Genomic DNA, 16,981 nt, shown 5'->3' on the forward strand with positions numbered 1-16,981 from the left:
AGATGTGTATAAGAGACAGCGCTGCCACTCGTCGACCTGCGGCAGCCAGTCGAGCGGGGCCTCCGGCCCGACCCGCGGGTCGTCGGGCGGCCGCCCGGCGGCGAGCGCCCGCACGTAGGCGCGGTCGAGGTCGAGGCGCGTCCGCAGGTCGCCGGCGTCGCCGACCGATCCGTGCCCGGGGATGACGACCGCCACCTCGTCCGCCACGGTCTCGAACAGGTCGAGCGCGGCGGCGTAGTCGGCCAGCGGGTCCACGGCGTCGAGGTCGAGGAACGGCATCAGGAGGTCGGACAGCATGTCGCCCGCGACCAGCACCCGGCTGCCGGGCAGCAGCAGCGCCGCATGCCCTGCTGCGTGCGCCCGGTGCTCCAGGATCCGCACCTCCGGCCCGTCCTACGGCAGGCGGTCGGTTCCGGCGGGAAGCCCCGTGATCGCGCCCAGTCCCTCCAGCGGAATGTCGTCGGCGTACTCGGGCGGCAGGAACGGGACCAGCTGGTCGCGCCAGTCGGCGTGCGCCAGGAACTCGGCGATGGTCGCCGCGCCGAGGGCCGTGCCGTAACGGGGAGCGCCGCCGAGCCCCGGGTGCCAGAGCACGTGATCCCAGTCGGGATACGTCGAGAACGCCGCCACGACCGGCCAGTCCCGGGTGCGGAGGTCGCGGGCGAGGTCGGCCAGCTCGTCGGCGGTGATCCCGGGGTCGACGAGCAGCACGCCGCCCGCGCCCTCCACGACGATCGTGTTGCTCCGGATGAACGCGCTCTGGTGCACGTGCACGCCGTCAGCCACCTGCTGCAGCATCCGCCGCCTCCTGCCCCTCGTCGCCGTCGCCGGTGCGACGGCGCGCGTTCAGGTGACGCTAGCGGGAGGGGGTGGCGGGGGACAAGGGGCGCGGAGCCGAAGCCGGAGCGCCTACGATCTCAGGCAGGTGCCGCGACAGCGGTTCGGTTCGACGAGGACGCGAGGGGATGCGAGTGGTTCACCAGCCCGACCGGGATCACGCCCGTCATCCCCGCCTGCGCCGGCTCATCGTGGCCACGGTCGCGGCGGGAGTCGCCGCCCTCCTCACCGCGCCCTTCGGTCGTGCCGGCGTCTGCCCCTCCGGCGGCGACTGCGACATCTGGTCGACCAACCTGCTGTCCGTCCCCGTCCCGGAGTGGCTCTGGTGGGTCGCGGCGATCGTCACGTTCGTCGCGGTGCTCGCGATGGGCTCGAACACCGCGCGGGGGAGTGCCGGCTCCTGAGCGGGCGCGGGGGCGCGCCCGACGGCTCCGCTCACGCGAGCGCCGTGCGCAGAGCCGCGCGGGCCCGGCTGTAGCGGCTGCGGACGGTGCCGGCGGGGCGGCCGAGGTGCTCCGCGATCTCAGCGAGCGTGAAGCCGTCCCAGTGCACCAGCCGGATGATCTCCGCGTCGAGAGGGGCGAGCGCTGCGAGTGCCGCGGTCAGCTCCTCGTCCGGCGGCGCCTCCGGGCCCGGCGCGCACGCGGCTTCCGCACGCAACCGGTCGACGAGAGCCTGCCGCCGGAGGTTCCCGCGGCGGTAGGTGGACAGGACGCGACGGGCCACGCCGAAGAGCCACATCCGGGCGGCCTCGTCGTCGGCCGGGAGGGACGCGGCGCGCCGCCAGGCCACCAGCAGCGACTCGCTGAGCAGATCGGGGGCGTCCGTGTACGGGACGCGGCGCTCGAAGTACGCGAGCAGCGCGGGCGCCTCCCGCCGGATGACGGTCTCCACGCGCGCGCGAGTGCTGCTCTGCGCCGGCGAAGCGGACGTGAGGGGATCGTTCACCGCGTCGCGCTCAGATCATCGGAGCAGACGGTACTGAAGGACGTCAGATGCGGCTCCCCGGCACCCCACGGCCGCCCGGGCGGAGCGCTGCCCCAGGTGAGCCCGGGCACGATCCGGCCGAACTCCTCCAGCAGCTCGGCGCGCTTGGCATCCGCCTCGGTGGCGTCGTCGGGGGCGGCGTGGCCGATGCGCGCGTCGACGCCGGCCGCGAACGACGCCGGGTCGGCGTGCGACCAGTAGTCGTTGACGGCGGCCGCCTGCGCGCCGGTGAGGCCGCCGAAGTCGACCCAGATCGCGCACTGCTCGCCGCGGTCGGTGTCGCCGACGGGGACGTAGGGGAGGCCGTCCGCCGTCCGGACGGTGCCCTCGTCGAGCGTCGCGAAAGGCGGGATCGAGAGCAGGTACGTGTCGACGTCCGTGAAGGCCGCCAGGGCCCCGCCCACCAGGACGACCCCGCAACCGATCGCGGCGACCGTTCGCACGGTCCGCCGCCGCGTCGGCGCCGGCCGCCGGAGTACGTCGTCCACCACGGCGTCGAGCGATGACGGCGTCGCTCGCGCAGGATCTGCGGCCGCCAGCCGGCGGTCGAGCTCGAGATCGTCCATGTTCCCCTCCCGGTTCACTCCGTACCTGGCCGGCCGGGGCCGAAGTGTTGCACTCGGGTGGACCGGATGTCGGGCGACCGGTGTCGTGCCGCGCCGTGTTCACCGCAGGAATGCGTAATGAAGCACGACCCCGATGGCGATCACGGCTCCGACGATCGCGAACGAGCCTCGCGTCGCACGGCCGAACGCCCACTCCACGGGTTTCCTCCACCAGGGGAGCTCCCGTGGCTCGCCGACCCACGTCTCTCCGTCGTAGTACATCCAAAGCTTCGATGGCGGTGGGAAGGCGTAATAGCCTCGCAGCGCGGCGTCCGGGGCGGGCGGCACGGCATCGCCATCGTTCTGCTCACGATCGCTCACGGCCGAGTCGTCCATTCCGCCCCACGTCGCGAAGGGACCGGCTGGCCGAACTGTCCGAGCTGTCCGTGATCAGCCCTCAACCCCGCACCCAGCTCCCCGAGCCCGCGCCTGACGACCTCCAGCACCAGCCGGGCGTACCGCCCGTCCGGGTCGAGGTCCGGGTCGAAGACGGTCACGGACGCGCCGTTCGCCTCCGGGGCCAGCGCGGCGAGCAGCTCCGTGAGCGCGTCCGCGTCGATCCCGCCGGCATCCGGGCTGTCGACCGCCGGCATGATCGACGGGTCGAGGACGTCGACGTCGACCTGCAGCCAGTATCCCGTTCCGGCGGCGCGCCGGAGCTCGTCGCGCACCCACGGCAGGCCGCGGTCCGCGAGCGCCGAGGCGGGGAGCACGCAGCCGAGGAGGTCGCGCGCCTCGGGCGCGTGCTCGTCGTCCGCCCGGTGCCCGAAGTGGGCGGCCCGCCGCGGCTCGACGTAGGGGGAGAGGCCGTCGATGTCGGCGAGCGCCGGATGGTGCAGCCCGACGACCGCCGCCAGGTCCTCACCCGCCACGCTGGCGCACGCGCTGCTGTTGCCGGGATGACGGAAGTCCGTGTGCCCATCGACATGGATCACGCCCGCGCGGCCCCGCCGGGCCGTCGCCACGCCCGCCGCCAGGAGGATGCTGCAGTCGCCGCCCAGGACCAGGGGCGTGCCGCCGTCGCCCCAGACGCGGTCGATCCGGTCAGCGAGCCGACGCGTGTGGTCGATCAGCTGCGACTGATTCCGCACCAGCCCCGGGGCGCGCGTCTCGTCGTCGTCCACGTACCGACCCGGGAGCACCACGCCGCCGTCGCGCGTCCCCGACGCAGCGAGCCGATCGAACAGGCCGGCCTCGCGCAGTGCTTCGGGAGCCTTCGCGGCCCCCGGCACGCTGCCGCGCCGCGGTGGCCGCAGGCCGAGGTTGCTCGGCGCCGAGATCATCGTGATCACAGAGTCGATCCTCACACAGCGACGGCGTGCGCTCCCGCACGTACCGGAGCGGCGCGGCGGCGGTCGGCTCCGGCGCCCTTCCGGCGCCGTTGCTGCGCCTCTCACGCGCCTCAGAACCGCCCGATCCCCTTCCCGATCAGCACGACGCCGATCACCAGCAGCAGCACCGCCATGATGGTGGCGTTGTTGTGCACCAGCCACGCGCGCAGCGCCTCCAGCGGACGCGCCATCCGGGCGGAGGCCGCCAGGTAGGCGATCACGGGCACGGCGACGGTCGAGGCGGCGATGACCGTGTAGACGATCCCGGCGACCACGGCCTGGCCCGCGTCCTGCGCGTCCGATCCGATCGCGACGCCGGCGGCGACGCCCATCAGCAGGTTCTTCGGGTTCAGGGCGGAGAGCACGAAGCCGAGCACGAGCGCACGGACGGCGGTCATCGTGTCGATCGCGGCCATCCATTTCGGCAGTGCCGGGTCGGTGCCCGCCGCGGGACGGGAGCGCCACTGCCGCACGGCGAGGACGAGCAGCAGCACGCCGAGCGCGATCGTCACGGTCCCCACGACCGGCTTCGACTGGTCGGCGTCCGTGCCGTGGGGGAGGACCGTGGAGAGCAGGGTGAAGACGACCACGGCGACGACGATCCCGAGCACCCAGCCGAGGAGGAAGCCCAGGCTGGTCCCGCGCGCCTTGGGCGACAGCAGCATCAGGATCGCCGCGATGATCGGAATGGGGCTGATGGCGACGCCGAGCGCGAGCGGGAGGATGTCTCCGATGACGGGTCCCATGCTGATCCTGCCTTCTCGTGACCGTCAGCCGACGGAGGGTGTGCCGAGGTCCGCGAGCGCGGCCCGGTTGGTCGGGTAGAGGCGTTCGTCGCCGAGCACGCCGAGCTCGCGCATCCGCTCGACGAGCTCGCTGCGCGGCCGGCTGAACGACAGCACCACTCCGCGGTCCCGCAGCCACGACCTCAGGCCGGCGAAGGCCTCGGCGCCGGTGACGTCGATGTCGGTCACGGCCTCGAGGTCGAGGACGACGTTCCTGACGCCGTCGGCGGTGGTGACCGCGCGCTTGACCGCGTCGGCGAAGGTCGTGCCGTTCGCGAAGAACAGCGGCGCGGCGAAGCGGATGATGACGATCCCCGGAGCCGTCGTCGTCCCGCGCGGCGCCGGGTCGAGCAGCGACGAATCCGGGTCGCCGTTCGCGGCGAGCACGTCGATCGCGGGGGAGGCCGCCCGCTTGGCGAGGTTGATCAGCGCGAGGACGAAGGCCACGAAGATCCCCGGGATCGCGCCGATCAGCAGCGTGACGACGAAGCAGGTCGCACCGATCGCGAACTCGAACCGGTCCTGACGCCAGAGCTCCCGGAACTCGCGGAGGCCCAGCAGCGGGACGACCGCCACGCCCACGATGGCGCCGATCGCGGGGGAGGGGATGTGCTCCAGCAGGCCGGTGCCGAACACCAGCAGCAGGAGGGTGCCGACCGCCGCGACGAGCGACGGCAGCTGGGTGCGCGACCCCGCCTGGTCCATCGCGGCCGTGCGCGAGGTCGACGAGCCGACGGCGAACCCGCCGGTCGCGCCGGCCGCGACGTTGGCCGCGCCGAACGCCAGCAGGTCGCGGTTCGGACGCGTGCCGTACCGGTGCCGCTCGCCGTAGCTGCGGGCGACGAGCAGCCCCTCGGCCATCGTCACCAGGGTGAGCGCGACCGCCGAGGGGATGAGCGCGAGCCAGCGACCCCAGTCGAGCACCGGCCAGGTCAGGGTCGGCGGCCCCGCATCCACGGGTCCGAGCACCGCGACGCCCTGCGCCTCGAGCCCGCTCGCCACGACGACGACGGTCGCCACGACGAGGACGATCAGCGCCCACGGCACCGCGCGGGCGACGCGCTTGCCGACGACGAGCACGACGACGGAGAGGCCGGCGATGAGCACCGACCAGCCGTTGAGGCCGGGGAGCCCGGCGACGAGCGCGCCCAGCTTGTCGGTGAACTCCGCGCCCGAGTCGATCCGTACCCCGAGCATCTTCGCGACCTGGCTGACCAGGATGTCCAGCGCGAGGCCGCCGACGAACCCGATCAGGATCGGCTTGGAAAGGAAGTCGGCCAGGAAGCCGAGCTTGAGCACCGCGGCGACGGCGAACAGGACCCCGCAGATGATCGCCTGCGCGAACGCGAGCGTGAGGTAGTCGGCGCTGCCGGCGACGGCCAGCCCGCCGATCGAGGACGCGACCAGCGCGGCCGCGGCGGCATCGGGCGAGGCCACGAGCTGGCGCGACGAGACGATCAGCGCGTAGACGATCGCCGGGAGTACAAGTGCGTACAGACCAGCGGTCGGCGGCAGCCCGGCGATCTGCGCGTACCCGATGTTCAGCGGGACCGCGATGGCCAGCAGCGTCACGCCCGCGACGGCCTCCGCGCCGGCATTGCGCCAGATGAGACCCGCCAGCGGTCGCTGCATCTGCCCAGTCTGGGGGAGCGGGGAGGCGCGTGCCTAGGCCCCGGCTGCTCCCGGGGCCTAGGCTCGCCGCTATGAAGACGGCGCTCACGCCGCTGGTGGCGATCCCGGCCGGCACGTTCTCGATGGGGTCGTCGGAGTTCTACGCGGACGAGACGCCCGTCCACCGACGGGATGTCGCGGCCTTCCGCCTGGAGGAGCACCCGGTGACGAACGCCCAGTTCGCCGCATTCGTCGAGGACACCGGGTACGTCACCGTCGCCGAGCGCCCCCTGGACGCGTCGGACTTCCCCGGAGCCGACCCGGCGGATCTGGTGCCGGGCGGGATGGTGTTCTCGCCGACGAGCGGACCAGTCGACCTGTCCGACTGGCGGCAGTGGTGGCGGTGGGGTCGCGGGGCCCACTGGCGATTCCCCTTCGGACCCGAGTCCGGGCCGGACGCGGTCGACGCGCTCCCGCTCCACCCGGTGGTGCAGATCGCCTACCCGGATGCCGTCGCGTACGCCGCGTGGGCGGGCCGCCGGTTGCCGACGGAGGCGGAGTTCGAGTACGCGGCGCGCGGCGGCCTGGAGGGCGCGCGCTTCGCCTGGGGCGACGAGGAGCGCCCGGCCGGCGAGGTGATGGTGAATCGCTGGCACGGTTCGTTCCCGTACCGCAACGAGGGCGCCGCGGGCTTCGCCGGCACATCGCCGGTGAAGACGTTCCCCGCCAACGGCTACGGCCTGTTCGACGTCACGGGCAACGTGTGGGAGTGGACGACCGACCTGTACGCGCCCCGGCATCTGCCGCCCACGGCCGTCCCGGTCGACATCGGCGGCCGCCCCGACCTCCTGGGCGGCCAGGACGCGCCCGCGAACGCGACCGCCCGTCGCGTGCTCAAGGGCGGCTCGCATCTGTGCTCGCCGGACTACTGCCTGCGGTATCGCCCGGCTGCCCGGTCGCCGGAGGACGAGGACTCCTCCACGACCCACATCGGCTTCCGCTGTGCGGCGGACGCTCAGCCGGCGCCGGCCTCGGGCGGGCGAGGCGGGGTGGCGAGCGCCGCGTCGAGCGTCGGGTAGCTGCGGCGCGACGCCTCCATCCCGGTGTACCAGGAGTCGCCGCGCGCCATCGCCGCGCCCGCTTCCGGGACCGCTGCCAGGCGGAGCTCGACCCCGCGGGCGCGGAGCTCCCGGTCCAACTCGGCGAGCGTGTCCAGCACGGTGGTGCTGGTGACCACCATCCTGGTCAGCTCGAGGGCCACGGCACGGATGTCGCGGCGGTCGGCGACGGCGGCGAGGATGGCGTTCTCATAGGCGAGCACGTTGGCGGTGTACAGCGGCCCCAGCAACCGGATCGGCAGCACGTGATTCCGGGGCGGGGCGGGGCGACGTCGATCCTGACCCGGTTCAACTCCCGCAGCACGATGACGAAGGTCGCCAGGACGCCGACCGCGACGGCGATGAGGAGGCCGGCCGTCAGCCCGGTCGCCGCGGTGATCGCCGCGACCCAGAAGTCGGCCCTGCTGATCCGCCAGAACCGGACCATGGCCCGCACATCGATCAGACCGACGACGGCGACGAACACCAGCGCCGCCAACGTCGCCTGCGGCAGCAGACTCAGCACCGGCGCCAGCAGCAGCGCCACCAGGACGGCGAGTCCTGCTGTCACCAGGGACGAGACCTGTGTCCGGGCGCCGGCGGCCTGGTTGACAGCACTCTGCGAGAAGCCGCCTGCCGCCGGCAGCACCTGGAAGAACGATCCCGCCGCGTTCGCGGCACCGGTCGCAAGGAGCTCCCGATTGCTGCCGAGCCTGAGCAGCCGAGCGGCCAGCAGGATGACACCGACCAGGAGCGACAGGGTGATCAGGCGCGGAATCGGGTCGTCCGAGTCCGCCGCCACCCCGGCCGCGACGAGAGTCGTCGCCGTCAGTGTCGCGATCGTCGAGGTGGTGGACACGCTCATCGCGCGTGAGCCGCCGAGTGCGGAGTAGACGACCATCGGCACGATGCACGTGTACAGGCCCGTCTGCACGGGAAGATCGGCGATCGTGGCATACGCCATGGCCTGCGGGATCACCACCGCACCCGCGGTGAGCCCCGCCACGACGTCTGGGGCGAGCCAGGCCCTCCGGTACCCGGCCATCGTCACGAAGAACAAGCGTCGTTGCCGCACCTCCACGCCCCCTCCAGCGCACGCGGGTGTCGCGTGCTGCGACCTTAGTCGATCAGCGGCGCCGGACGGAGGGTGTGCCGCGACGTTGTCAACTCTTTCGCTGCCGGACGAACTGTGAAACTCTCTGCACAACGGCGGGGGACCGTCCTCCATCGGGGTCAGGGTCGTCCTCGTGAGTAAGGGGTGGGTATGTCCGAGGTGTTGCCAGGTGCTGTGCTTCCGTTGCCGGATCAGGCCTATGTGGGCCCGGTCACGGTGGATGAGAAGAAGCTGGGGGTGAAGCGCGAGCCCATCGAGGTGAAGCGCCCGCCGCAGAAGGCCCCCAACGTCCTCCTGATCCTGCTCGACGACGTGGGGTTCGGCGCGTCCAGCGCCTTCGGGGGACCGGTGCCGATGCCGACGGCGGAGCGGCTGGCGGCCGGCGGCCTCCGGTACAGCCGGTTCCACACCACGGCGATCTGCTCGCCGACCCGGGCCGCGCTGCTCAGCGGCCGCAACCACCATCAGGTGGGGATGGGTCAGATCACCGAGACGGCGACGCCCGCGCCCGGGTACCGGTCGACGCGACCGAACAGCTGCGTCCCGCTGCCGGAGATCCTGCGCCAGGCCGGGTACAACACGGCGCAGTTCGGCAAGTGCCACGAGGTGCCCGTGTGGGAGAGCGGACCGACGGGGCCGTTCGACCACTGGCCGGCGTTCAGCGGTTTCGAGCGGTTCTACGGGTTCATCGGCGGCGAGACCAACCAGTGGACGCCCGCCCTGGTCGACGGCGTCTCCCTCATCGAGCCTCCGGACGACCCCGGCTACCACCTGATGCCGGATCTGGCCGACAAGACCATCCAGTACATCAACCAGCAGAAGGAGCTGACGCCCGACAAGCCCTTCTTCGTCTACTTCGCGCCCGGCGCGACGCACGCGCCGCATCACGTGCCGGAGGACTGGATCGCACGGCACGCCGGCGAGTTCGACGACGGCTGGGATGCGCTGCGCGAGCGGACCTTCGCCCGGCAGAAGGAGCTGGGGGTCGTTCCCGCCGACGCCGTCCTCACCGAACGCTCCGCCGGCATCCCGGCGTGGGACGACGTCCCGGATGAGCGCAAGCCCATCCTGGCCCATCAGATGGAGGTCTACGCCGCCTTCCTCGAGTACGCCGACCATCACACCGGCCGCGTCGTCGACGCCATCGACGACCTGGGCCTCCTGGACGACACCCTCGTCATCTACATCATCGGCGACAACGGCGCCTCGGCCGAAGGGGGACTGGAGGGCGCGTTCATGCTCTCCACGGCGGCGAACGGCGGCGCCGAGTACGAAACGCTCGAGTTCTGGCAGCAGCACCTCGCCGAGATCGGCGGCCCGGAGGCCTACAACCACTACGCGGTCGGCTGGGCGCACGCCATGTGCACCCCGTATCAGTGGACGAAGCAGGTCGCCAGCCACTACGGGGGCACCCGCAACGGCACCATCATGCACTGGCCCACCCGCATCGCGGCCCGGGGCGAGGTCCGCGAGCAGTGGCATCACGTGATCGACATCGCGCCCACGATCCTGGAGCTCGCCGGCCTGGCCCAGCCGCACACCGTCAACGGCGTCACCCAGCTGCCCATGCACGGCGTGTCGATGGAGTACACCTTCGCGGACGCCGACGCGGAGGAGCGCCACCGCACGCAGTACTTCGAGATCATGGGGAACCGCGGCATCTACCACGACGGCTGGACCGCGCAGACCAAGCACAGGACGCCGTGGGACGTGGTCGGTGCCGCACCGGACTTCTCGGCCGACGTCTGGGAGCTCTACGACACCACCACCGACTGGACCCAGGCGAACGACCTGGCCGCGACCCATCCGGAGAAGCTCGCCGAACTGCAGCAGCTGTTCCTCATCGAGGCCGCGCGCTACAACGTGATCCCCCTGGACGACCGGGCGGCACAGCGCATGAACCCGGAGTTCGCGGGCCGCCCGACCCTGGTCAGCGGCACGAGACTCCGGCTCCACGAAGGCATGAAGCGTCTCAACGAGAACGTGGCGATCAACGTCAAGAACCGGTCGTGGTCGGCGACGGCGAAACTGCGGGTGCCCGACGGCGGCGATGTCGACGGGGCGATCCTGGCGCAGGGCGGCCGCACCGGAGGCTGGTCCTTCTTCACCGAGCACGGCAAGCTGGGCTTCCACTACAACTACTGCGGGCTGCTGCGGTCCACGGCACTGTCCGATCGGACCATCGGCGCGGGGGAGCATCAGGTGCGCGCCGAGTTCGCCTACGCAGGAGGAGGGATCGGCAGGGGTGGGACGGTGACCCTGTACATCGACGGCGACGCCGTCGGCAGCGCCGAGGTCGAGCGCACGCACCCGATGTACTTCTCCTTCGACGAAGGACTCGACGTCGGCATGGACACCGGCATGCCCGCCTACGAGGGATACACCACGCCGCACGGATCCTTCACCGCACGGATCGACTGGGCCGAGATCGACCTCGGCCTCGACGACCACAGCCACCTGCTCGACCCGGGGGAGTGGCTGGCGGCCGCGATGCGACACCAGTAGCCGGCGCCGGCTGCAACGCGTCAGAAAAGGAGAATCACATGGAACTCACGCTCGGCGTACTCGCACTGCTCGAAGCGAAGCCGGAGAAGGCGGGGGAGTTGAAGGACTTCCTGATCGGGGGCAAGGCCCTGGTCGACCAGGAGCCGGGAACCCGCACCTGGTACGCCTTCCAGATCGACGGCACGCACTTCGGAATCTTCGACACCTTCGGCGACGAGGATGCGCGGCAAGCGCACCTGAACGGCGCCATCCCGAAGGCCCTCGGCGAGGTGGGCCCGGACCTGCTGGCGAAGGACCCGGAGTTGAACACGATCGACCTGCTCGCCGTGAAACGCGAGAGGGGTGAGTGAGGCGACGTTGGACCCGGCGCCGCTTCGATGACATCATTCGGCTGTGGTGGACGACCTGTTCGATATCGACCTGTCAGACCGCGAACGCACGTTGCTGGTTCGCGGCCTGCGGGAGTGGGGCGGTCCCGCGCACAGCGGCGAACCCATGGCTGTCGCGCTGGGCTTCGAGAGCTCAGCCGCTCTGCTTCGAGATGGACCGCGGCTCGCTCGATCGGTTTCGAATCGGATGCCTCTCAGCCGCGCGGACTGGACGCGCGCGTTGTTGGCCACCGAAGTCGTATTCGCAAGCGATGTCGTCGGCTCGGGCGTCGATTGGAGCACCACGACGGGCTTCACAGACGCCGAGACGATTCAGGCGCTGAGGATCATCCAGCGAAAACTGGTCAAGGTCGTCATCAGACCGCGGAGGAGCGGCGTTCTTCCGCCTTCCGGCGACGACTGAAATCGCCGGGGAGCGTGTACCAGATGCGATTCGCTCCTGTGACCTGACATAATGTGCATTATCGGCTCTTATGGGAGCAGCGTCGATACGCCGTCCCGGCCAGGTCCCGCACGACAAGACCGTCGTCCACGAGGGCGCGCCTGAACAGTGCGACATCGGTGACGTGCTCGGCCAGGCGTTCGCCGAGCTCACGCTCCGTGAGAACGTCGTCCGACCCGGTGAACACGATGTCGACGAGGCGCTCGAGCGTCGCAGCACGCCGGGCCGCCTTGCGTGGAACGCTTTCGAGCGGCCTCGCTGCCGGGCTCGCCGTCGCGTCGCGCGCAGCGTTGAGCAGAGTCGCCAGCCCTGCCTCGCTGACCGTCACGGAGTCACCCTCCACGGCGAGCACCCCCGATTCGATGAGCATGCGGTCGTCGTCGGCGCGCGGGAGCGGCACGCTGCTCAACGCGACAGCCGCGAAGCGGCGCCGGACAGGAGGATTGCTCAACGCTGCGACCAGCTGCGTGACACGCCCGTCCATGTGACTTCCCCTCCTGCTTCACGGACTCCTGCTTCTCGGATCACGACGAGCCACGCCGGCTCCGCAGGCCACCGTCTCCGCCCTGCGTCCACCATGCCACGATCAGCCTCTCGGCCGCGCGCTGCTCACGGGGGCTGCCCCCGTGTCGGTGGCGTCCGCCACAATGCTCGCAACACGCCACCACGACCACCGAGGAGCGCAGCCATGTCGAGTCTTCCCACCCCCGTCGATCCCCCGACCATGCAGCGCAGCCCGGCGTTCGCGCAGGCGATGATCGCGCCGGCCGGACGCACGCTGTACGTCGGTGGTCAGAACGGCATCGACGGCTCCGGAACGTTGCTCGACGGCCTGCGGGCGCAGACCGAGCAGGCGCTGCGCAACGTGCTGACCGTCCTGGACGCCGCGGGCACCGACGCCGACCACGTCGTCAAGCTGTCGATCTTCCTCGCCGCCGGTGAGGACGCGAACGAAGGCTACGCAGCGGCCGCTTCGGTCTGGGGCGCCCACCGCACCGCGATCACGGTCGTCGCCGTGACGCCGGTGCGTCCCGGCGTCCTGGTGGAGATCGACGCCGTCGCCACGATCCCGGAGTGACGGTCACCGACGACGACCCTGGCTGATATTTCAGCCGGGGGTCTTCTCCCCGCGCCGTCCGCCCTTCGTGCGCCCCAGATTCGCGTCGGTCTGCCGCCCCGACTCCCCCTGCGTGTACACGCGCGGCGAGCCGATGAACGGCAGCTGCAGCCACATCGGCACCTTCGCGGCGAAGCCCACGAGCCAGAACCCGATGCCGCAGCCGACGAGCAGCACGATGCCGCCCCAGAAAGCCAGCGGCGTCCACGCGCCGTAGAACGCACGCGTCGCCTCGGCGAGCGTCGTCGCGACCAGCACCAGGCCGAGGATGAGGCCGAACCCGATGAACCCGGCGCCCGCCTTGAGCGCCTCGCCGCCGAGCACCGCGGCGACCAGCAGCGGCAGCACGAAGCCGGCGACGACGACGCCGATCGCGGCGTTCGCGAGCTGCTCCCCCGCCTCCCCGGACACCTCGTCGCTCACGAACCCCATCACGAAGCCCGCGACGACGATGACGCCCATGGCGATCAGCAGGATGGCCGTCGCCCGCTTGATGAACCGGTCGCTGAACCGGTAGCGGCCCTGCGGCCGGTCCCCCGGCCGTGCGACGCTTCCGGTGGGTCGGCTCTGCTTCACGAATGTCTTCCCTTCATCGATGCGCTGCCCGTCGACATCACGCCACCGTCACGATCACGCCACCGTCACGATCACGCCGCCCGTCACGCGGGCACCGCCCCAGGAACCCGGCTCACATACTCCGCCAGGTGCTGACCGGTCAGCGTGGAGGCGTCGGCGACCAGCTGGGCCGGAGTCCCCTCGAACACGATACGACCGCCGTCGTGGCCGGCCCCGGGCCCGAGGTCGATGATCCAGTCGGCGTGGGCCATGACGGCCTGGTGGTGCTCGATGACGATCACCGACTTCCCGGCGTCCACGAGCCGGTCGAGCAGACCGAGCAGCTGTTCGACGTCGGCCAGGTGCAGCCCGGTGGTCGGCTCGTCGAGGACATAGACGCCGCCCTTCTCGGCCATGTGGATGGCGAGCTTCAGCCGCTGCCGCTCGCCGCCCGACAGCGTTGTCAGCGGCTGGCCCAGCGTCAGGTAGCCGAGCCCGACGTCCTCCAGCCGCTCCAGGATGGCGTGCACCGCCGGCACGCGCGCCTCCCCCGCCGCGAAGAAGTCCTCGGCCTCGCTCACCGGCATGGCGAGCACCTCGCTGATGTCCTTGCCGCCGAGCTTGTATTCGAGAACGGACGCCTGGAAACGCTTTCCGCCGCACTCCTCGCACGTCGTTGCGACACCCTGCATGATCCCGAGGTCGGTGTAGATCACGCCGTTGCCGTTGCACACCGGGCAGGCGCCTTCGGAGTTCGCGCTGAACAGTGCCGGCTTGACCCCGTTGGCCTTCGCGAAGGCCTTGCGGATCGGTTCGAGCAGGCCTGTGTACGTCGCGGGGTTGCTGCGACGGGAGCCGCGGATCGCGCCCTGGTCGACCGACACGACGCCGGCGCCGGTGGGCACCGAGCCGTGGATGAGCGAGCTCTTGCCCGACCCGGCCACACCGGTGACGACGACGAGCACGCCGAGCGGGATGTCGACGTCGACGTCCTGCAGGTTGTTCGCCGTCGCGCCGCGGATCTGCAGAGCGCCGCTCGGCGTGCGCACCTCGGGCTTCACGGTGGTGCGGTCCCCCAGGTGCCGCCCGGTGAGCGTCCCGCTGGCCGTCAGCTCCTCGACCGTCCCCTCGAAGCACACCGTCCCGCCGGCGGGCCCCGCTCCGGGGCCGAGGTCGACGACGTGGTCGGCGATCGCGATCGTCTCAGGCTTGTGCTCGACCACGAGCACGGTGTTGCCCTTGTCGCGCAGCTGGCGCAGCAGCCGGTTCATCCGCTGGATGTCGTGCGGGTGCAGCCCGGCGGTCGGCTCGTCGAACACGTACGTGATATCGGTCAGCGCCGAGCCGAGGTGCCGGATCATCTTCGTGCGCTGCGCCTCACCGCCCGACAGCGTGCCGGAGGGACGGTCGAGCGACAGGTAGCCCAGCCCGATCTCGACGAACGAGTCCAGCGTCTGCTGCAGCGTCGCCAGCAGCGGTGCCACCCCCGGCTCGTCGAGCCCGCGCACCCACTCGGCGAGGTCGCTGATCTGCATGGCGCACACGTCGGCGATGTTCACACCGCGGATGCGGGAGGAGCGGGCGCCCTCGTTCAGCCGGGTGCCGCCGCAGTCCGGGCACGGCGTGTAGGTGACGGCGCGGTCGACGAAGGCGCGGATGTGCGGCTGCATCGCCTCCTTGTCCTTCGACAGCATCGACTTCTGCACCCGCGGCACGAGCCCCTCGTACGACATGTTGATGCCGCTGATCTTGACCTTCACCGGCTCCTTGTACAGGAAGTCGTGCAGCTCCTGCTCGCTGAAGTCGCGGATCGGCTTGGCCGGGTCGACGAAGCCGGACTCCGCGTAGATGCGCACCGACCAGCCGTCCGCGGTGTAGCCGGGCACGGTGATCGCGCCCTCGCTGAGCGACTTGGACTCGTCGTAGAGCTCGGCCAGATCGATGGAGGTGACCGTCCCCATCCCCTCGCAGCGCGGGCACATCCCACCTGTGATGGTGAAGCTGTCCTGCAGCTGCGGGTTCGACCCGCGCTCGATCGTGACGGCGCGGTCGCCGCGGACCGACGCGACGTTGAACGAGAACGCGTTCGGGGAGCCGACGTGCGGCTCCCCCAGCCGGCTGAACAGGATGCGCAGGAGCGCGTTCGCGTCCGTCGCCGTGCCGACCGTCGAGCGCGCGTTGGCGCCCATCCGCTCCTGGTCGACGATGATCGCCGTGGTCAGCCCCTCGAGCAGGTCGACGTCCGGCCGGGCGAGGGTCGGCATGAAGCCCTGCACGAACGCGCTGTACGTCTCGTTGATCAACCGCTGCGACTCCGCGGCGATCGTGCCGAAGACGAGGGAGCTCTTGCCCGAGCCGGAGACCCCGGTGAAGACGGTCAGCCGCCGCTTCGGGAGCTCGACGCTCACGTCTTTGAGGTTGTTCTCGCGGGCGCCCTGGACGCGGATCAGATCGTGGGTGTCGGCCGTGTCCGCCGGCCCACTGGTCGTCGTCGACGCGATGCTCATCGGCTCCCCCTCGTGGTCGGTCGCAGACTCCACCGTAGTTCACGCCGCCGACTCCCGTCAGGAGGCCCTGGGCCATACAGTACGGCCATGGACGACACCCGCACGGTCGTGCTCGCGATCCTGCTGATCGCGACTCCGGTCCTGTTCAACGCGGCGTACCTGGCGCTCGCGCTCCGGTTCTCGTACCCGGGCATCCTGCGCGAGCCCACCGCCGCCATCCTGTCGCGGTTCCGTGCGGGAGGGACGGCACTCGTCGTGCTGTGGTGGCTGTTCTCGCTCACCGCGCTGCTGTTCGTGCCTCTCGCCGTGCTGGGCGGGACCGTCGTGCGCGACCCCGCGCTCGCCTGGCTGTCGGCCGCCGTCGGGGTGTCCGCGGGGCTCGTGCAGGCGCTCGGGCTGCTGCGCTGGGTGTTCCTCGTCCCGTACCTCGCGCGGGCGGAGCAGGAGGGCCACGACGCTGGGGGCGTCGACCTCGTCTTCCAGGCGTTCCACCGCTACCTCGGCGTCACGGTCGGTGAGCACCTCGGCTACCTGGCGACGGGCGTCTGGAGCATCCTCTTCGCCGCCGGGCTCGCGACGGGTCTCGCGACAGGTCTCGGGTCAGGCGTAACCCTCCCGCTGTGGCTGCTGATCGTGGGCATCGTGGTGGGCGCTGCGCTCATCGTCGGCGCGCTGGAGTTCGTCGGCCCCTTCGAGCGCGAGGGGTGGGCGTTCGCCGGCCTCCTGGTCCCGATCGGCTACGTGCTGTGGTCGGTCTGGCTCGTCGCGGTGGGCGTCTGGCTGCTCGTCGCGGCCGGCGCCACGATTGCCCCCTGACAGGCGGTGCCCGCGCCCACTAGCCTCGGCCGTGAGGCCGCATGCGGCGGCCCGCCACGAAAGGGGCTTGCGATGTCCTTCACCGATCCCGCCGACTCCGTCGTCCACGACCTGCAGCTCGACGCCAGGAACATGACGCGGTCCGCCATCAACGGCATCCGCGCCGCGCTCGGCATCAGCGGCGGGGTCGCCGTCGTGCTCGGCGTCGTCCTGCTGTTCTGGCCGGAGAAGACGCTCGCCGTCCTGGCGATCTTCCTCGGCATCTACTTCCTCGTCGCGGGCA

Annotated in this window: 20 protein-coding genes and 1 pseudogene; 8 read left to right on the forward strand and 13 right to left on the reverse strand. The window is 71.3% G+C overall.

Translation table 11 applies throughout. From position 1 onward, the window contains the following. Both ACR9ZG_RS12775 and ACR9ZG_RS12780 read right to left on the reverse strand, forming a co-directional pair. Positions 1 to 381: pseudogene (locus ACR9ZG_RS12775) on the reverse strand (MBL fold metallo-hydrolase); the annotation flags it as partial. A 12-nt stretch (positions 382 to 393) separates the two neighbouring features. Beyond that, positions 394 to 798, reverse strand: a complete 405-nt coding sequence (locus ACR9ZG_RS12780; RefSeq protein WP_481285223.1) for an MBL fold metallo-hydrolase — start codon at positions 796 to 798, stop codon at positions 394 to 396. A gap of 173 nt (positions 799 to 971) precedes the next feature. On the opposite strand from ACR9ZG_RS12780, the gene ACR9ZG_RS12785 reads away from it, so the two are divergent. Next, complete coding sequence (locus ACR9ZG_RS12785; RefSeq protein WP_481285224.1) at positions 972 to 1,241, forward strand: hypothetical protein; 270 nt, start codon at positions 972 to 974, stop codon at positions 1,239 to 1,241. 31 nt (positions 1,242 to 1,272) lie between these two features. Here ACR9ZG_RS12785 and ACR9ZG_RS12790 read toward each other — a convergent pair whose 3' ends face one another. From ACR9ZG_RS12790 to ACR9ZG_RS12815, 6 genes are all read right to left on the reverse strand, one after another. After that, entirely contained in the window at positions 1,273 to 1,731 is a 459-nt protein-coding gene (locus ACR9ZG_RS12790) for an RNA polymerase sigma factor (protein ID WP_481285225.1), read from the reverse strand. Between the two features lie 50 nt (positions 1,732 to 1,781). After that, entirely contained in the window at positions 1,782 to 2,390 is a 609-nt protein-coding gene (locus tag ACR9ZG_RS12795; RefSeq protein ID WP_481285226.1) for a hypothetical protein, read from the reverse strand. A gap of 99 nt (positions 2,391 to 2,489) precedes the next feature. Further along, positions 2,490 to 2,750, reverse strand: a complete 261-nt coding sequence (locus tag ACR9ZG_RS12800; RefSeq protein ID WP_481285227.1) for a hypothetical protein — start codon at positions 2,748 to 2,750, stop codon at positions 2,490 to 2,492. Continuing rightward, on the reverse strand, positions 2,747 to 3,712 hold the full coding sequence (locus tag ACR9ZG_RS12805) for an arginase family protein (protein WP_481285242.1): 966 nt from the start codon (positions 3,710 to 3,712) through the stop codon (positions 2,747 to 2,749). The genes ACR9ZG_RS12800 and ACR9ZG_RS12805 overlap by 4 nt, the downstream gene beginning before the upstream one ends. 119 nt (positions 3,713 to 3,831) lie before the next feature. Beyond that, positions 3,832 to 4,506, reverse strand: a complete 675-nt coding sequence (locus ACR9ZG_RS12810; RefSeq protein WP_481285228.1) for a GAP family protein — start codon at positions 4,504 to 4,506, stop codon at positions 3,832 to 3,834. 24 nt (positions 4,507 to 4,530) lie between these two features. Next, on the reverse strand, positions 4,531 to 6,177 hold the full coding sequence (locus ACR9ZG_RS12815) for a SulP family inorganic anion transporter (protein WP_481285229.1): 1,647 nt from the start codon (positions 6,175 to 6,177) through the stop codon (positions 4,531 to 4,533). A gap of 71 nt (positions 6,178 to 6,248) precedes the next feature. Between ACR9ZG_RS12815 and ACR9ZG_RS12820 the strand changes: the two genes are divergently transcribed. After that, positions 6,249 to 7,235, forward strand: a complete 987-nt coding sequence (locus tag ACR9ZG_RS12820) for a formylglycine-generating enzyme family protein (RefSeq protein WP_481285230.1) — start codon at positions 6,249 to 6,251, stop codon at positions 7,233 to 7,235. On the opposite strand, the gene ACR9ZG_RS12825 is transcribed toward ACR9ZG_RS12820, so the two are convergent. Continuing rightward, positions 7,172 to 7,477 carry an STAS domain-containing protein gene (locus ACR9ZG_RS12825; RefSeq protein WP_481285231.1) on the reverse strand — a complete coding sequence of 102 codons (306 nt, stop codon included), beginning with the start codon at positions 7,475 to 7,477 and terminating at the stop codon, positions 7,172 to 7,174. The genes ACR9ZG_RS12820 and ACR9ZG_RS12825 overlap by 64 nt on opposite strands. Then, on the reverse strand, positions 7,402 to 8,328 hold the full coding sequence (locus tag ACR9ZG_RS12830; RefSeq protein WP_481285232.1) for a SulP family inorganic anion transporter: 927 nt from the start codon (positions 8,326 to 8,328) through the stop codon (positions 7,402 to 7,404). The genes ACR9ZG_RS12825 and ACR9ZG_RS12830 overlap by 76 nt, the downstream gene beginning before the upstream one ends. Before the next feature lie 276 nt (positions 8,329 to 8,604). Between ACR9ZG_RS12830 and ACR9ZG_RS12835 the strand changes: the two genes are divergently transcribed. Genes ACR9ZG_RS12835 through ACR9ZG_RS12845 form a run of 3 tightly spaced genes read left to right on the forward strand, consistent with a single transcriptional unit; the run spans position 8,605 to position 11,664 of the window. Further along, entirely contained in the window at positions 8,605 to 10,872 is a 2,268-nt protein-coding gene (locus ACR9ZG_RS12835) for an arylsulfatase (RefSeq protein ID WP_481285233.1), read from the forward strand. A gap of 38 nt (positions 10,873 to 10,910) precedes the next feature. Continuing rightward, on the forward strand, positions 10,911 to 11,222 hold the full coding sequence (locus ACR9ZG_RS12840) for a putative quinol monooxygenase (RefSeq protein ID WP_481285234.1): 312 nt from the start codon (positions 10,911 to 10,913) through the stop codon (positions 11,220 to 11,222). Positions 11,223 to 11,265: 43 nt separating this feature from the next. Beyond that, the gene (locus tag ACR9ZG_RS12845) at positions 11,266 to 11,664 is read left to right on the forward strand and encodes a hypothetical protein (RefSeq protein ID WP_481285235.1); all 399 of its coding nucleotides are present in this window, start codon (positions 11,266 to 11,268) and stop codon (positions 11,662 to 11,664) included. A gap of 58 nt (positions 11,665 to 11,722) precedes the next feature. Here the strand turns inward: ACR9ZG_RS12845 and ACR9ZG_RS12850 are convergent, their stop codons facing one another. Next, positions 11,723 to 12,187, reverse strand: a complete 465-nt coding sequence (locus tag ACR9ZG_RS12850; RefSeq protein ID WP_481285236.1) for a DUF2087 domain-containing protein — start codon at positions 12,185 to 12,187, stop codon at positions 11,723 to 11,725. 204 nt (positions 12,188 to 12,391) lie between these two features. Between ACR9ZG_RS12850 and ACR9ZG_RS12855 the strand changes: the two genes are divergently transcribed. Then, positions 12,392 to 12,781 carry a RidA family protein gene (locus ACR9ZG_RS12855; RefSeq protein ID WP_481285237.1) on the forward strand — a complete coding sequence of 130 codons (390 nt, stop codon included), beginning with the start codon at positions 12,392 to 12,394 and terminating at the stop codon, positions 12,779 to 12,781. A gap of 30 nt (positions 12,782 to 12,811) precedes the next feature. Here the strand turns inward: ACR9ZG_RS12855 and ACR9ZG_RS12860 are convergent, their stop codons facing one another. Both ACR9ZG_RS12860 and ACR9ZG_RS12865 read right to left on the reverse strand, forming a co-directional pair. Then, the gene (locus tag ACR9ZG_RS12860; protein ID WP_481285238.1) at positions 12,812 to 13,396 is read right to left on the reverse strand and encodes a hypothetical protein; all 585 of its coding nucleotides are present in this window, start codon (positions 13,394 to 13,396) and stop codon (positions 12,812 to 12,814) included. Between the two features lie 83 nt (positions 13,397 to 13,479). Continuing rightward, complete coding sequence (locus ACR9ZG_RS12865; protein ID WP_481285239.1) at positions 13,480 to 15,882, reverse strand: ATP-binding cassette domain-containing protein; 2,403 nt, start codon at positions 15,880 to 15,882, stop codon at positions 13,480 to 13,482. An 87-nt stretch (positions 15,883 to 15,969) separates the two neighbouring features. Here ACR9ZG_RS12865 and ACR9ZG_RS12870 point away from each other — a divergent pair, with 87 nt between their 5' ends. Then, positions 15,970 to 16,698 (forward strand): DUF4386 family protein, encoded by a 729-nt coding sequence (locus ACR9ZG_RS12870; protein ID WP_481285240.1) that lies wholly within the window; start codon positions 15,970 to 15,972, stop codon positions 16,696 to 16,698. Between the two features lie 72 nt (positions 16,699 to 16,770). Continuing rightward, a partial coding sequence (locus tag ACR9ZG_RS12875; protein ID WP_481285241.1) for a DUF308 domain-containing protein occupies positions 16,771 to 16,981 on the forward strand: 211 nt, incomplete at its 3' end.

The organism is Leifsonia sp. KNZ12-8B, from assembly GCF_056755495.1.